Here is a 16376-nt window from a genome sequence, read left to right on the forward strand (position 1 = left end):
AGCTGTTGATAACTAACACACATTTGGAGGCAGACAATGATCAAGCCTAACTTGAAATCACTATTGCTTACTAGCGCATTAATCCTCTCACCTTTTGTACATGCTAGCCTAGAAGATGCTCAATTAGCGGCTAATGAAGGTCGCTTTGAAGAAGCATTAAAAGAATACAACTATTTAGCAGATCGGGGCTTTGCGCCGGCAATGTATGAACTTGCTAAAATGTACGAAGGTGGTTTTGGTGTACAGCGTAACTACCAAAAAGCAGCTGAGCTTTATCAACAAGCCGTAAAAAAAGTTCACGCTGATTCGATGTTTGCACTTGGAGTTCTTTACCAAGAAGGCAAAGGTGTAAAACTCGACAAAGAAAAAGCTATTTCGCTGTTTGAGATGGCAGCTAAGAAGAATCACCCCGCAGCTCAATATAACCTAGGTGTTATGTATGCAAATGGTGAAGGTGTATTACAAGATTACCGCACTGCACTTAGCTGGTATCAAAAGGCGGCAGCCAATAATTTTACACTTGCCCAGTTTAATATGGCTTTGATGTACTATGAAGGCCTTGGCGTTCCAAAAAACCTAGAGAAATCTTATATTTGGAATACCATTGCTGAATACAACGGCAACATGGATGCAAGCCATAGCCGCAAGCTTGATGAACGCAGTATGTTACCTGCAGAAATTGAAGCCGCAAAAGAAAAGGCTGATGCAATTTACGCCAAAATTCAGGCAGGTTTATATGCCCCTGATGGCCGCTTATAAGTGTAACTACTTGCTTAATTCAGTGATAACTAGTTAGCTAAAAATGAGCATTAAATGTTTTGTACTTGCGCCTAAGGGCGCAAGTACATCCATTTTAAAATCTTAATAAGCCACTTATTCTGCTTTAATAACAAGTGTGTGCGTGGGTTAAATTTACCCGAAACCAAAGTATTGCGCGCATGACTGAAAGTTTTAAACCCTTCAATACCGTGGTAATTACCCATTCCAGACTCACCAATTCCGCCAAACGGTAATTGATCAGCTGTCACCTGCATAAGTAAATCATTAATTGCTAATGTTCCACTGCGAATAGATTGACTGACTCTTTTGATTTGTTCTTTATTATGGCCAAAAATATACAGGGCTAAAGGTTGAGAGCGGTGATTGATGTAATCTATGACTTGCTGCTCTGTTTCGTAAGTCATAATTGGTAACAGAGGGCCAAAAATTTCATCCTTCATAACTTGCATATCGTCATTCACTTGTGTGATTAAATGCAAGCCCATACGATGTTTTAAGTCATCATGTTGATCATCATCAAGTGGGCTAAACAGTTGCGCCCCCTTTTGCTCTGCATCGTGTAGGTATGACTTTAAACGTTGATACTGAGCATCTGATATTATTGAAGTTAAGTTTTTGCCTTCAACACCTTGCTTATAAACTTTTTTATACAGTTCACATAGCTGCAAAACCAACTGGTGCTCAAGCTTTTTAGGTACAAATACATAGTCTGGGGCAACACATATTTGGCCTGCATTGTTGAGCTTTCCAAATAACAGTGTTTTTGCCGCCATCTTAATATTTACGTCATCGAGAATAACAACGGGTGATTTTCCGCCAAGCTCTAAAGTAACAGGTGTCAAATGCTTACTTGCTGCTTGCATGACTTTACGACCAACAGAAGTTGAACCTGTAAATAACAAATGAGCAAATGGGATATCACAAAAATTTGCGGCTACTTGGGCATCTCCTTCAACAACAACGCAGTGCTGTGCTAACTCATCAGTCATTATTGATTTGATTACCTGGTTAGTGTGGGGTGTAAACTCACTAACCTTTAACATTACCCGATTACCTGCTGCTAAGGCACTTATCACAGGTACTAAAGATAATTGAATAGGATAATTCCACGGTGCTATTACCCCTACGACACCTTTTGGCTGGTACTGAATATGTGCATTTGAAGGCCATAAGCTAATACCAACTGCACGCTTTTCGTTACGTGACCATTTAGGTAAACGTTTAATTATGTCGCTAATTGTTTTAACCGTTGGTAATAAATCACCAAGCACAGTATCAAAGGAAGTACGATAACCAAAATCTTTACTCGTTGCAGCGACCAATGCTTGTTCATTTTCAATAAGCCGTGTTTTAATCTGTTTCAACAGCTTAATACGACTGGCGATAGGTAAATAAGGCTGGGCTAAAAATGCCTCATCAAGTTGTTTAAATTGTATTTGCAAAGGTACATCTGTGTCAGTCAAAACGTCATCTCTTTCAAAGCGATTTTATCAACTATAACCAGCAATGCATGTATGGGCAACATTAGTCGTATCAAAAAAAACAGCGCTCACTAGGAGCGCTGTCGGTGGTTGGAAAATGGTTGAGAAGAAATCTAGTTATTAAAAACCAAATACTGCTCCTGCAATTGTCATCGTGACAAGAGTGATCATAACAATCGCAATAATATTCAGTGCAAAACCAGAACGAATCATATCGCGCATTTGAATTTGCCCAGAGCCAAAAACAATCGCATTAGGCGGTGTCGCAACTGGCATCATAAACGCACAACTACACGCAATCGCTGCCGGAATAACCCACACAAGCGGCGTACCAAATACAGATTCAGCTACCGGGCCTAATAGTGGTAAGAAACCTGCTGCTGTTGCTGTGTTACTAGTGATCTCAGTTAAGAAGGTAATTAAGGTAGCCACTGCTAGTACACTTAAAACCAATGGAATTGCACTTGCCCCTTCAATCATATGGGCAATGTATTCCGCAAGGCCTGATGATTTGATTTGTGCAGCCAGTGTTAAACCACCACCGAATAAAAGTAACACTCCCCATGGCACTCTAGCTGCGCTTTCCCAGTCAAGAATACGCTCACCATCACCTTTGTTTGCTGGTAACACAAATAATAATAAGGCTGCTGCGATAGCAATACCGGTGTCAGAAATTTTTAAGCCAGAAAGATCAGCCAGTAACGGTCGGAAGATCCAACAAACAGCTGCCAAAACAAATACTATTGCTACACCTTTTTCTGCACGCTGCATAGCACCGAGCTCTTGCAACTGTGATAAAAATAGCGATTTAGTATCTTTACTCGCTGCTTTTGCACATTGTGTATCTACTTTATAAGCAAATTTAGTTAACCAAACCCAGCATAAAATAAGCATAACAGTCGCAAGTGGTACACCTACTTTCATCCATTCGGCAAAGCCAATATCAATCTTGTAGCTATCTGATAAGTATGCTGCCATAAGTGCATTTGGTGGCGTACCAATTAGCGTTGCAATACCACCGATACTTGCGCCATAAGCGATTGATAATAACAATGCTTTACCAAATTGGTCATTGTCAGGGTTAGACTGTTTAACCAACATAGTAATCGACATAGCAATAGGTAGCATCATTACTGCTGTTGCAGTATTTGACATCCACATTGATAAGAATGCTGTTACTAACATCATGGCTAAAATTTGCAGGCTAGGTTTAGTTCCGGCACGAAGCATAGTGTTAAGTGCAATACGCTTATGTAAACCCCAACGCTCCATCGCGATTGAGATCAAAAAGCCGCCCAAGAATAAAAAGATCAAAGGGTGTGCATACGGTGACGCGACCCCTTTGATTGCTGCAATATCAGCAAGAGGTGATATTACAAGTGGCAATAATGAAGTCGCAGGAATTGGCACAACTTCACTGACCCACCAGGAAGCCATCCAAAATGCAAGGCCTGCGGTACGAAGTGCAGCTACACTCATACCTGCAGGAGGCTCAATAATACAGGTTAATAACATCACTAATGGGCCCAGAAGTAACATTACTGTGCTCATTAATGGGCGTGGCTGTGAGCCATCTTTTGTTTGATTTACTAATGACATACCGACTCCTTAGAACTTGTATTTAAGGCCAATTGCAACGCTGTTGTCTGATTCAAGTTCTAAATCTAAATCAGTATAGAATAAGTATGCTGTGGTTTGTTTATCAAAATTATAGTCAACACCCGCTGTCCATTGTTTACCTTCTTCAGCATGGCGAATTTTTGAGTCATCTTTAACGTATTGCAGTTTAGGTACCCATTTATCAATTGCATAGCTTGCACTGAGTGCATAGCCATTGCCTTCTTTCGTGCCATCTGTTGACTCGCTGCGCTGGAACAAACCCGCAAGCTGGAGGTTTTCAAGTTTCCATGCTGCAACCACACGGCTTGCCGTCAATTTGTTAAGTGCATCGACATGGCTAATAGCAACATAGTAGTCTTTTGATTTTAATGCACGGTCACCATAAATAACCGTTGCCGCAAAACCATCTTCATCATTACTACTGTCATCTTTTGGTGCATAAGTCAGCGCAAGTGATGCGCCACCGTATGTTTTTGAGCTATAGGTAATGGTATCGCCGATACGGTCTTGACCTGGGATCAGCTGAGCGATATCTGCTTGTGTTTCGTTAAAGCCGTCTAGTTTACCTTCAGAGTATTTAAAACGAGTGTCGTTACGGCCTACAACGACTTCACCAAAATCTCCAGCAAGCCCTAAATAAGTATTACGCGCTGAAAATGGTTCGTTTGTATCATCGTGCTCAAAACCTTTTACTTGTACTTCATATTTAAATACCGCTTTAAGCGATTCTGTTAGTTTGTGGCTGCCTTTAATACCAATTCGCGAAAAAGGTGCCTCAATTTGTGTACCTTCGTCAGCATAGCGCATAACGCCGGTATCTGTGTTTGCTATTTGAACTTCTGCTTTACCGTATACAGCGTACTCTGCTGCCATTGCTGAGCCTGTTGTGCTCGCTAAAATTACAGCCGCTGCTACGCGTGTTTTTGTATGAGTGAATATTGTTGTCATTATGCGCCCCTTATTAGGTTCAAATTGTTGTTCCTAACAAGTAAGGCAAGTTGGTTGCCAACTTAGTTAATTTTATAAAAACTAATAAATAACAATACGTTATATTTATTTATCTATATAAGACTGGCTTTTATGGGTGGATATCCACACATTTTTAAAAACATGCTGTCACCAGTTCCACCCATTGTGAAGAGTTTAATCTGAGAGGGTTGTTTAGTCTTTGAACATTTCGCGATTAATACCGTATTTGGTCATCTTGTCGTAGAGAGTTTTACGCGCAATTTGTAAGGTGACCATGGTATCTTTGATGCTGCCGTTGTTACGCTCAAGGGCTTCTTCGATGAGTGATTGTTCATAAAAGCTAATTTTTTCGGCTAGGCTTAAGTCCTGAGCAAGTTCGTTCTCATTGTTTGAATCGCTGTATGAGGCAAAGGCTAGATCAGAGCCCAGCAATACAGCACGCTCGGCTTGATTTCTAAGCTCTCGCACATTGCCAGGCCAATCATAAGCAAGGAGTCGTTGTTTTGCCTCACTACTCAACGGTGCCGGTGGTTTATGAAAACGTGTAGCCGCTATTGAGCTAAAATGTTTAAAAAGTAATGGAATATCGGCTTTTCTGTCGCGCAATGCCGGAATACTCACTTTTACTAAATTTAGGCGGTAATAGAGATCGGCTCTAAACTCCCCTGCTTCGACCAGTGTCATTAAGTCTACTTTTGTGGCCGCAACTATGCGCACGTCTAAATCAATGGCGTGGTTATCACCTACAGGCGTTACTTTTCGCTCTTCAAGCACCCTCAATAACTTTACTTGTAAGCTTGCGGGTGTTGACTCTATTTCATCTAAAAACACAGTGCCGCCTTTAGCAAATTCAAACTTACCCTGGCGAGATTGCGTTGCACCAGTGTACGCGCCACTGGCTGCACCAAAAAGTTCACTCTCAATGAGTTGCTCAGGGATAGCGCCGCAGTTTATGGCAACAAAATTAGCCCCAGAACGATTACTTTGATCATGCAAGTAACGGGCAACTAACTCTTTACCTGTGCCTGTTTCACCTTCTATTAAAACATCGGCGGGAGTGTCGATTACCGCATTGAGTAAATGCATCATTTGTTGCATTTGCTCTGTTTCACCTAAAATACGCACACCGGGCGCAGAGGTTTTCTCTACTGCTATTTTTAACGCGCGGTTTTCCATCACTAGCGCACGCTTTTCTGAAGCGCGAGCGATACAATCTAACAACTGCTCTGTTAGTGGCTTTTCAAATAAATCATAAGCGCCAAGCTGCATAGCTTTCACGGCAACAGATACATCAGCAAAGCCGGTAAGAAAAATAACCGGTAACTCGCTATCGAATGCTTTAACTTGTTCTAAAAATGCCAAGCCATCCATTTTTGGCATGTTTATGTCGCTTAATACAATTCCCTCAAAACGACGACTCAATTTTGAAAGCGCCGCGGTTGGTTCACTAAAACACTGAACTTGGTAACCTTCAATCTCAAGGAGTTGCTTTAATGAATCGCGGATCACCGCTTCGTCATCAATAACGATTACCTGATTACAGGTCGCTGCAACTACACTCATGATGGTTCCTTATTTGTTTGCAAGGTTATTATAAATTGTGCGCCGCCTTCAGGGCGGTTGTGCGCAGATAATCGACCGTTAAATGAGTCGATAATTTGCCGTGAAATCGATAAGCCCAAACCCAAGCCATTGCTGGTTTTAGTACTGTAAAATGGCTCAAAGATGTTACCTAACGCGTGTTGATCAATACCCGGGCCCGTATCAAGAATAGAGAGTTTTACGCGGTCATCGAATAGTTCGAGCTCAAAACTTAATTCGCGTTTTTCAGATTCACTCATTGCTTGGCTGGCATTAGTGATCACATTTACCAATACTTGTTCAAACTTAACGCTGTCAACCCACACGGTTATGTGTGCGTCAATATCAGCAGCTTTAACTTCGATATCGTCTTGCTTTAGTTGTGCACTGGCAATCATTAAGGCATTTTTTAACATACTTGCGAGGCTTTGCTGCCTAAGTTGAGTTTGCGCCGGTTTACTAAAATGTTTAAGTTGCGCGACAATCTTATGGACACGCTCTATGAGTGACTGCACCAGTACCAGATTTTCGCTGGCTTGCTCAATATTTCCTTTGATAAGTAACCGTTTTGCACTCACTAAATAAGTATTCATAGCACTTAAAGGCTGATTGATTTCATGATTAATGCCTGCACTTAATTGACCTATCGTTGCAAGTTTGGCTGTTTGGATCAGCGCTTTTTGGGCTTTTTCGAGCGCTTGAGTTCGTTCAATCACTTCTTGCTCAAGGCTGTGTCTAGAAAACAAAAGCTTTTTATAACCAGCAAAACGCACCATTGCCATATGAATTAATACCACCGCAATGGCATAAAACACACAAAACCAGAGGAGCCTTGGGATTTGCGCAAGCTCTACATTCGTCACATCCACCAGCACATTAGCTTTAGCGTTTATAATATCTATTGTTTCTGTCGCACTGATAAAGCGCGCTTCTTTGCCATCAAGTTGAATACTTTGCTGAGCGGTTTTTTCACTTAATGGCTTGTTGGTGTACATAAGCAAACTAGGTTTATGTGATAAGTATCGGCGTGACTTAACCAAAGCGGCCATTTGTTCATCACTTAGTGTATTAAGTGACTTTAAACGCCAATCGGCGACATCCGACATCACAATCACGCTATCTTCTAGCGCGATATAAAAATGGGTGCTGTCTGATGCATTAAGAAGCTGGCGGTCTTGTTCAAACTTTTTAGCATTTACTTTTAAAGTGACAACGGCAATCACTTTGCCCTTCTCTATAACGGGCTCTGAAAAGTAAATCCCCCGCTCACTTGAGCGCATACCTAAAGCAAAGTAAGCAACTTTTTCACCTTGCTTGGCTAAATAAAAATATGGCCGAAATGCAAAATTACTGCCCAAAAAGGTGTAATCAACTTGCCAGTTACTACTTGCCACGACCGAGCCTGTTAAATCCATTAAATAAACATCAGATGCACCGCTGGCTCGTTGAATATCTTCGAGGTAATAGTTAACAGCCTGTTCACCAGTACCTTTATTAACCAAAAAGGATTTAACCAAATCATTGGCGCTAACTAAGGTAGGAATAGTTTTAAAGCGGGCTAACTCGCTTGAAAAATAATGACTTAACTGAGTAGCTTGAACACGACTTTGTTGCTCTGCTTGTTGATAATCGTGAGCGCGTCCAAGGTAAAAAACTAACACAAGCAACAATAAAAGCATTGCACCTGCAAAAACTAACTTTTTACTTAATGACGACATTCAAACCTTTGAGATAAGCGCAACTAGAAATTGAACTGGTAGTGTAACGATAAATCTTCAGTTGTACCAGCAACTGCGCCATTGTCCATGCGTGGATCAAACACGTTATATTGTTTGCCTAACAGGTTTTCTGCCTTAAGCATTAGCTGGCTTTTGGCATTTAGCTGCCACTTTAAGCTACCGCCTAGCAAGGTATAGGCTGACTGTTTAAAATAGGCACCACTCACCGAGCTCACCTCAACTTTGTCTCGCCACAATACATTTAAACTTAGTTGCCAACTGTCAGATAAGTTATAACTAGTTACTAAGCTTGCAAACCGCTTGAAACTTGCATTAATTGGGTCTTCAAAGTATTGAGTATAGGTGCCTGTTACAGAGAACTCTTTATTTGATTGCCAAGTACCATCAAGTTCAATACCGCTGTTTTGGCTATTAAAGGAGTTTGCAAAGGTAAATAAGGCATCATTAGATTGTGTAGGTTCAATGTTTATAAAGTCGTTTAATTCATTATAAAAAAGCACTGCATTAGCTTGTAACTCAGATGTTTGAAAATGCCAAACCAGCTCAGTGGTTTTTACTGACTCAGAGCGAAGTGCCGGGTTGCCTACTGTGACATCATCATTTGAAAAAAGCTCGTTAGTAACAGGTGTTCTGAATGACTCGCCATATTGTAACTTAACGGTATGCTCTGGGTTTATGACATATACACCAGCAAGACGAGGCGAAAGTTTGCTGTCGATGTTGTTCACATCGTCATAACGTGCTCCAACATATAAAGTAAATGCTTTTGTGTAAGGGATTTTTAGTTGCCCATACGCACTATATGTTTCAAAGGTGTATTTGAGGGCCGCAAACTCAGGAAAATCCATCACAGTAACAATACCTTGCTGATAATAGCTAGGATCTATAATTATCAGACCTGATTGGTCGTCGTAATAACTGGTGCGAACTCCAGCTTCAACTTGTTTAGCCTCTGAGTACTCTACTCCTGCAGCAAGCTGCCATTGATTATTAAATTGATAACTCAACTCAGTTTCAAACTTACTATCTGTAGTTTGCCAAGCTGGGCCAACTAAAAAGTCAGGCATATCATCAAATGCAACGATTAAACCTGCGCTAGAAATATTATGCTCAGTGTATGAATAACTTGAGTCAAGCTTTAGCTTATCGTTATTAACCCAGTTATATTTAATGCCAACAAAGGTGTTATCACTGGTATGTTGGTTTTGCTTTGAGTAGCCTGCAAGGTTTAAAAACTCATCGAGTTCTGTTTTGTTGTAACGAGCACTTAGTTTGAGCTTTTTGTAATTGACACCCGCTTCGAGATAAATTGCTTCAAGTGGATCTTTAACCCCTTGCGGATAGCTTTCACCGTCTTTTTGATCATAAGAAAATGTCGCATATACAGCGGTACTGTCATTAACAGTGCGGTTAAACTGCCCTGTTGCCCCATAGCGACCATTATTGCCAACCACGAGTTGCATAGCATTTCGCTCTTTAGAGGTAACAATATTCATCACCCCTAAAAACGCATTACTACCATAAATCGCTGAGCCTGGACCGCGGATAAACTCTATTTTTTCGATGACTTCAATAGGAATATAAGGCATGTAAACAGAGGCTTTGCCAAATGATGACTCATTAACTCGCTCACCATTGATCATCACTAATACATTACCGCTATCAAGATAAACGCCCCGAGCATGGTCTTTAGGCACGGCGCCAACCCAATCTCCACGAGTTGATTGCATACCTGGTACGAAGTTCATTATCTCATACGCATTATCGATACCAAGTGCTTGAATTTGCTTGCGGTTAAACACCGTCATAGTAGAAGGAACTGACGACAAGGTCTCAGTAGTTTTAGTTGCCAGATCAACATGTACCTCAAGCAAGTCCTCAAAACTTAAAGAAAATAAGTCTTGTTCTTCAGTTGAATGAGCAACCGAAGAGATGGTTGAAGCAACTACAATTGAAAAAAGTGCTGAACATCTAAATAGCTTCACGCTGCGAGATACCTGTACTAATAGCCCATGCTGCAAAAGCAACACATTGTTTACACTATTAATACAAAAGATTGGCAAGCTTGCAATGTTTTTATAATTTTAGTTGAAGAGTTCTCGGAAGTAGATACAAAAAAACCCATTTTAAACTAAAAATGGGTTTTAATATGAAGCTTAATTAAGCTGTTTCAATATTACTTGTACGCTTTGCTTTGATGTACTTATATAAACCAATAAGTGACGCTGCTATCCAGAAAATTTCGATAACAAAACTAGCAAGGTTAAAGTTATAACAAAGACTAATCAGCAACAGAATTGCCCCTGTTAAGTTCATCATGTTATACACAAGGCCGGTTGGCGATGCTTTATTCAGTTGTAATAAAAAGAAAGCACCAACCACTAAGAATGTGCCTGTCATGCCAATAATATCAAATAAAAGTGCTATCACGTGCGTGAATCCATTTTGTTCATGTGTTTATACCCATACAACTGGCCCAATCCATGGGGAGGGTTGTTTTCATTCATTGAAACAGCAAACCGGTCAATAGTATCAGAGCATGAGGAAGAAACGAGGATAAATGTCCGTATTTTAAAACCTATTTATGCGTCACCTTACCACCGATGATTTTCAGAGCAGGTGCGCCGCGGATCATGGTCTCGCGGGCGAATTGACGTTGGCAGTCAGGGCAAATACCTGTTTCATTGGTAAAGTCTTGGCTAATACGCTCAACAAAGCATTTAACCAAGGCCCCTTTTCCACCTTTGCGGTATTTAAATAATTGGCTTTTACATTGTGAGCAAAAAATATCGACTGTTTTAGTTGGGCCTTTTTTATTTGGTTTAGCCATTAACTACCCGATTTTACTTCTAAAACGCTGATCCTACCATGCTAAGACCACAGTCCCAAAACAAGACCAATAAGCGAAAACTGTAATATAGAGTAACTTGCATTCACCAAAAAAAGCTTTAATGGACGCTGCTCAAAAATATAACCAATCCCCAAGGCACAGCTAACCCAACATAAACCAATAATAAAGCCAGTACCTACTGCCACTCCTACACTGACGTGCGAGCCAATGAATAAGGATAAACTAAAGGCGATTATGCAGCATAAAATAAAACTACCACCAAAGACTTTAATTGGATTGATACTTTGTAAATCAAGCTCTGTTAAACCACAGCTTTCCATCCAAATTCGCTTAAATAGCCAAGGTGAGTACCACAGCGCGCCTAAAAGAAATGAGGCAAGGCCAGCAAAAAAAATAGCAAAAAAATTAAGTTCTGAAAAATGCATATTGCAAACTCATACAACGAACAGTACTAATTTGACTGTAGTTAAGGATCTGCGATGCAGCAAACCAAAAAGACTTAGATTTATACCTGTCTATATCAAAATAATACTTTAGGATGTCAGTTAACACGCGTTCCCACCAAGGAAACAGCTTATTTATTGTTGAACTGGTTTTTTTTGTAATTTGCGCTGCAAAGTTCGCCTGTGCATATTGAGTTGTCGTGCTGTTTCGGAAATATTGCCATTATTACTATGGAGTACATGTTGAATATGCTCCCATTCTAATCGCTCTGGCGACATAACTTGGTTCGCCTTTGTATCCTCTAGTGATGGGTTTGCTTCAGCGTCACCCAATATTGTTTTTAATAATGAATTAAAATCAACAGGTTTTGGTAGGTAGTCGTCAGCACCTAAACGAATTGCTTCAACAGCACTAGCAATACTTGCAAAACCGGTTAATAGCACAATGCGAGCAGTAGGAAACTGTGTTCTTATCGGTTTAATTAAGGTTAAGCCATTGTCGTCACCGAGTTTTAGATCAACCAAATAGTGGCTCGCATCAACATCGTTTAGTTTTTGCATTGCTTGCTCTTTATTATGGGCAAGCTCACATGCAAAGCCATGTTTTGTAAAACGCCTTGCCAGTGTAGTGGCAAGGTTTACATCATCTTCGATTATTAACAGTTTCATACGATCTTAAGACTTACGGTGGCAATTGCACCCTGCTGTTGGTGATTACATAGCGTTAATGAACCATCTAAACGCTCTAAAGTTACATTTGATAGCAGTACTGCCATGCCCATACCGCTTTTGCTTGGCATTAACTGCCCTCCTAATGCGGACATTTGTTGCTCACTAAAACCTTGCCCAAAATCTCTTAAAGAAAGCGACAGTTGTTGGTTATCTATTTGCCAGTGAGCTTCTATAGTATTTTGTTGGTTTTTTATATTCGCTAAAACTGCATTTTGTAACAAGTTCAAAATTGCTGGTAATAACATAGCATCACTCAAAATGGAGCACTGTGGTGCATCATTGAGCCACTGTAAGCTTTGCTCAGGAAAATGCAATGTCATGGCATCTTCAATTGTATGCTGTAATGTTTGAGCGCTGATCACCTTTTGTGTTTCACCGGTTCTTAAGGCATTTGATAGTGCTCTAAAGTGTTCAAGCTGCTGTTTACACTGTGCCAATGGCTTAGCCATTTCTTGCACAATGGGATCATCAGCTTGTTGTTCTTGCAACTCTTCAAATAAAAGCTGCAAATTTGCAAGAGGTGTTGCTAATTGATGCGTAACTTGCGCGGCTGCGCCGTCGAGTGTTAATAGCTGCTCATGCCTAAGTTGCTGTTCACGGGCCTTTGCGATAGTAGCTTCTCTGGCCCTTAACGTGCTATTTAATGTGCCAATAACAAATGCGATAACAATGGCGCTGATAACAAAATTAATCCACATGCCAATAAAATGATGAGTCATTTGCATTTGGTGCATGGTGTGTTCAGGCATCTTTATCAATAAAAAGCTATAAGCTGCAATTGCCAGCACTGCGGTATAGGCAAGTCCTTTGGCATTAACAGATACCGCAGCTATCATAATTGGTAACAACAATAACGACACAAACGCGTTAGTTGCCCCACCACTCAATGACAAAAGTATCGTCAAAAACAATAAATCAGCAGTTAACTGCATTAATACAGCAGAAGGTTTCGCTTTTGTTACTTTTCGATAAGCAAATATGCTCAACAGCTGAAAAATAGCTTCAATTAGAATAACGGATAGTAAAGGCAGTAAGGCAATTTGATGTTCAAATAAGAAGTACACAACCATTACAGCAATAAATTGCACTGCAATTGCGGCACTTCTTAACACCAGTAAGCGGCTAAGAGCCGGATCAGTTTGCATAGCAGAGGTGTTAATGATTATTCATCATCCATAGAAATTGTAAAAACAGCACATGGCGTGCCTTGATGAAACACCATTTGCCATTGTTTACCGTTAAAACGCCACAATGACATACGAATTGAATAGTTAAATTCTGAGCGAGCAGAACGTCTAAAGGCCGCCTGATAGCTCAATTGCGCTATGTTCTCGCTAAGCATACGGCCTTTAAAATGTTGGTTGTAAAACTGCGGTACCACCTCAGTCGGCAAACGGGTTAATACTTGGAACTTATTAAAAGACGTGCCATCTGCTGCAATTTCGATGAAGTCATCATCTAGCAAAGCATCAAGTGCTTCTGCAGATTGTCTTACCTCAGGCTCTAACAACTGCCTTTCGGCATCAATCAAATGATTAAATAAAGTTTCTTTAATTTTGCCGCCCATAGTAACCCTTACTGTTTGAGCACTTTACCGCCCTTCATAACAAAGTTAACTTGTCTAAGTTCACTAATGTTATCAAGCACATTCATATTAACGCTGATAATATCTGCTTGTTTACCAACACTCAAGTCACCTAGGTTATCACTTTGGCCTAATAGTTTAGCAGCTTCAACAGTTGCGGACTTAATTGCCTCTTTAGGTGTCATACCGTATTTAACCAGTAATTCAAATTCTTTGGCATTATCACCATGCTTAGACACCCCTGAATCAGTACCAAAAGCAATTTTCACGTTATTTTTAAGCGCTAACTTAAACGATGCTTCCATCTTGGGCGCTACAACTTCGACTTTATCAGCAATTGCTTTTGGCATATTTGGGTTATTCTGCACTTCTTCTTTTACTGTAGCACCAGCAAGTAAAGTTGGGACTAAATAAGCATCTTGCTTTTTAAATAATTTAACGGTTTCTTTATCTAAAAATGAACCATGTTCTATTGAATCAACCCCTGCTCTGAGTGCCGCTTTTATACCTTCTGTGCCATGAGCATGGGCCGTTACCTTGCGACCTAAATGATGAGCCGTGTTAACAATGGCACTGAGCTCTTCATCAGTAAATTGTTGATTCACACCCGCTGCTGTATTACTTAACACACCACCTGTCGCGGTAATTTTAATCACATCGGCACCACTTTTGATAACATCGCGTACCGCACGAGTACAATCATCAGCACCATCACACACACCCAAGCCACCCCCTTTTGTTGCTTTGGTAATATCACGACGATAGCCATGCATGTCACCGTGACCACCGGTCGGTGTGATCATGTCTCCTGCAGCAAAAATACGCGGACCAACAATGTCGCCACGTTCAACAGCTCGTCTTAATGGGAAGATAACTTGATAGCTGCTACCAAGGTCGCGCACAGAAGTAAAACCGGCATCGACTGTGTGCTGTAAATATTTTAGAGAACGAAGTGCATAATCTGCTTCGTATTCAGTTGCCCATTGGTGTGGGTTACGCTTTGCATCACGCTCAAAGGTAACATGAACGTGCATATCAATCAGGCCTGGTAAAACCATCTGATTTTTTAAATCAATAACATCTGCATTACTAAGGTTTAACTGCTGTTGTGTTAAATAGCCTGCTTTAATGGCAGTAATTTTGTTATCGTCAATAACCAGTGTTTGCTGCTCTTTGACATCTTGCTCTGTGCCTACCAGCATTTTTCCAGCGTGAATAATGGTGGTTTGTGCATTAACCGTAAACGAAGATAATAAGGACAGTACCGATAATGTGCTTATTTTTAAGTTTATTTTTTTCATAATCGCCTCTTTTTTATACTAGGTTTAACTTAAATATCGAACAAATGCCATTATTTACGACGCAGTAAAGCGTTAAGCTAGTGTTGAGAGGTGATTTTTGGTATAACTTTGAAAAATTTTAACAAGTCTGACCACATAAAGAGAACACATTATGTCTTATGCCCAAATTACTGGCTGGGGTAAATGTATACCACCCGCTAGCATTAGCAACGATGAAATAAGTAACATTGTTGATACCAACGATGAATGGATCACTACACGTACAGGCATTAAATCTCGCCGTGTCAGCCATGTTTCTACTGCTGAACTTGCTACTGTTGCTGCAAAACATGCCCTAGCTTGTGCTGGCGTTGACGGCAAAGACATAGACTTAGTGTTATTAGCAACCTGTACACCATCAACGATGGTGGCAAATACCGCTTCATTAGTGCAAAAAAACATTGGCGCTGTTGGCGCTGCAGCAATGGATACTAACGCTGCATGTTCAGGCTTTTTATACGCTTTACAAGCTGCCACAGCACAAATTCGTGCCGGTATGATTAAAAAAGCCGTGGTTATTGCTGCTGAGCGCATGACTTGGTATGTCAACTGGTCACGTCGAGACAGTGCTGTACTGTTTGGTGATGGTGCGGGTGCCGTTGTGTTAGAAGCCTCAGATACGCCATCAGGCTTACTCGCGACTAAAACAGGCTGTGATAGTGAAGACCGCGATATCCTGCATATTGAGAACTTTGGTAGCGATTTAAATAAATATGAGCCAATTGGTCCGTCAAACTTATTATTCGAAGGTCGCGAAATCTTCAAACGTGCAGTTAAAGGCATGAGTGAAGCCTGTGATGACGTGCTAAACCAAGCGCAATTGCAACTTGATGATATTGATGTATTAGTTCCTCACCAAGCTAATTTACGTATCATACAAGCCATTCAGCAACGCTTAAAAGTAGCTGACGACAAAGTCATGGTGAACATTGCCGATTACGGTAATACGTCTGCTGCGACTATTGCGATTGCAATTTGTGAAGCTGTTGAGCAAGGCCTTATCAAGCCTAACTCAAACATTATGTCAGCAGCCTTTGGTGCTGGTTTAACTTGGGCTGCAAGTTATATTAAATGGGGCGATCGTGTGACACCAATTGCGGTATCTGATGCTGCTCTACCTGAGTGTGATAAAACAGGTCTTGAACTTGTTGCACCAGCTGTTGCGGCATGTAAAGCGGCAGAGTAATACCCTACACTCATCAATAGAAAAGCGCGGCTTAGTCCGCGTTTTTTTATGAGCATAAAAGGATTAGAC

15 protein-coding genes are annotated in these 16376 nt (G+C 40.7%); 2 read left to right on the top strand and 13 right to left on the bottom strand.

Annotated elements, in window-relative coordinates; all coding sequences use genetic code 11:
- Positions 1–36: 36 nt before the first annotated feature.
- Positions 37–759 (top strand): tetratricopeptide repeat protein, encoded by a 723-nt coding sequence (locus AAEU31_RS04030; protein WP_135926527.1) that lies wholly within the window; start codon positions 37–39, stop codon positions 757–759.
- 71 nt (positions 760–830) lie between these two features.
- Here the strand turns inward: AAEU31_RS04030 and AAEU31_RS04035 are convergent, their stop codons facing one another.
- The 13 genes from AAEU31_RS04035 to AAEU31_RS04095 all read right to left on the bottom strand — a co-directional run bounded on the left by AAEU31_RS04035 (position 831) and on the right by AAEU31_RS04095 (position 15082).
- Positions 831–2243: a coniferyl aldehyde dehydrogenase gene (locus AAEU31_RS04035; protein WP_421966525.1), complete on the bottom strand. Its 1413-nt coding sequence runs from the start codon at positions 2241–2243 to the stop codon at positions 831–833.
- 138 nt (positions 2244–2381) lie between these two features.
- Positions 2382–3812 carry an SLC13 family permease gene (locus tag AAEU31_RS04040; RefSeq protein WP_235403882.1) on the bottom strand — a complete coding sequence of 477 codons (1431 nt, stop codon included), beginning with the start codon at positions 3810–3812 and terminating at the stop codon, positions 2382–2384.
- Between the two features lie 57 nt (positions 3813–3869).
- Positions 3870–4829 (bottom strand): porin, encoded by a 960-nt coding sequence (locus AAEU31_RS04045; RefSeq protein WP_199526926.1) that lies wholly within the window; start codon positions 4827–4829, stop codon positions 3870–3872.
- A gap of 213 nt (positions 4830–5042) precedes the next feature.
- The gene (locus tag AAEU31_RS04050; RefSeq protein WP_135926524.1) at positions 5043–6413 is read right to left on the bottom strand and encodes a sigma-54-dependent transcriptional regulator; all 1371 of its coding nucleotides are present in this window, start codon (positions 6411–6413) and stop codon (positions 5043–5045) included.
- On the bottom strand, positions 6410–8149 hold the full coding sequence (locus AAEU31_RS04055; RefSeq protein WP_235381870.1) for a sensor histidine kinase: 1740 nt from the start codon (positions 8147–8149) through the stop codon (positions 6410–6412). Before AAEU31_RS04055 ends, AAEU31_RS04050 begins: the two co-directional genes overlap by 4 nt.
- Before the next feature lie 23 nt (positions 8150–8172).
- On the bottom strand, positions 8173–10155 hold the full coding sequence (locus AAEU31_RS04060; RefSeq protein WP_421966526.1) for a TonB-dependent receptor plug domain-containing protein: 1983 nt from the start codon (positions 10153–10155) through the stop codon (positions 8173–8175).
- A gap of 175 nt (positions 10156–10330) precedes the next feature.
- Positions 10331–10600: a CBU_0592 family membrane protein gene (locus tag AAEU31_RS04065; RefSeq protein ID WP_138558288.1), complete on the bottom strand. Its 270-nt coding sequence runs from the start codon at positions 10598–10600 to the stop codon at positions 10331–10333.
- A gap of 148 nt (positions 10601–10748) precedes the next feature.
- Entirely contained in the window at positions 10749–11000 is a 252-nt protein-coding gene (locus tag AAEU31_RS04070; RefSeq protein ID WP_055021979.1) for a hypothetical protein, read from the bottom strand.
- 41 nt (positions 11001–11041) lie between these two features.
- The gene (locus AAEU31_RS04075) at positions 11042–11446 is read right to left on the bottom strand and encodes a DUF1761 domain-containing protein (RefSeq protein WP_421966527.1); all 405 of its coding nucleotides are present in this window, start codon (positions 11444–11446) and stop codon (positions 11042–11044) included.
- A 153-nt stretch (positions 11447–11599) separates the two neighbouring features.
- Complete coding sequence (locus AAEU31_RS04080) at positions 11600–12133, bottom strand: response regulator transcription factor (RefSeq protein WP_421966528.1); 534 nt, start codon at positions 12131–12133, stop codon at positions 11600–11602.
- The gene (locus tag AAEU31_RS04085; protein WP_421966529.1) at positions 12130–13341 is read right to left on the bottom strand and encodes an ATP-binding protein; all 1212 of its coding nucleotides are present in this window, start codon (positions 13339–13341) and stop codon (positions 12130–12132) included. Before AAEU31_RS04085 ends, AAEU31_RS04080 begins: the two co-directional genes overlap by 4 nt.
- Before the next feature lie 17 nt (positions 13342–13358).
- A complete protein-coding gene (locus tag AAEU31_RS04090) occupies positions 13359–13763 on the bottom strand; it encodes a nuclear transport factor 2 family protein (RefSeq protein ID WP_295511941.1) in 405 nt (134 codons plus the stop codon).
- An 8-nt stretch (positions 13764–13771) separates the two neighbouring features.
- Positions 13772–15082 carry a metal-dependent hydrolase family protein gene (locus AAEU31_RS04095; RefSeq protein ID WP_421966530.1) on the bottom strand — a complete coding sequence of 437 codons (1311 nt, stop codon included), beginning with the start codon at positions 15080–15082 and terminating at the stop codon, positions 13772–13774.
- 151 nt (positions 15083–15233) lie between these two features.
- Here AAEU31_RS04095 and AAEU31_RS04100 point away from each other — a divergent pair, with 151 nt between their 5' ends.
- Positions 15234–16307, top strand: a complete 1074-nt coding sequence (locus AAEU31_RS04100; RefSeq protein ID WP_138558284.1) for a ketoacyl-ACP synthase III — start codon at positions 15234–15236, stop codon at positions 16305–16307.
- Positions 16308–16376 lie beyond the last annotated feature (69 nt).

It is taken from the genome of Pseudoalteromonas thalassia, from assembly GCF_049257215.1.
GTDB classification, from domain to species: Bacteria; Pseudomonadota; Gammaproteobacteria; order Enterobacterales; family Alteromonadaceae; genus Pseudoalteromonas; species Pseudoalteromonas lipolytica_C.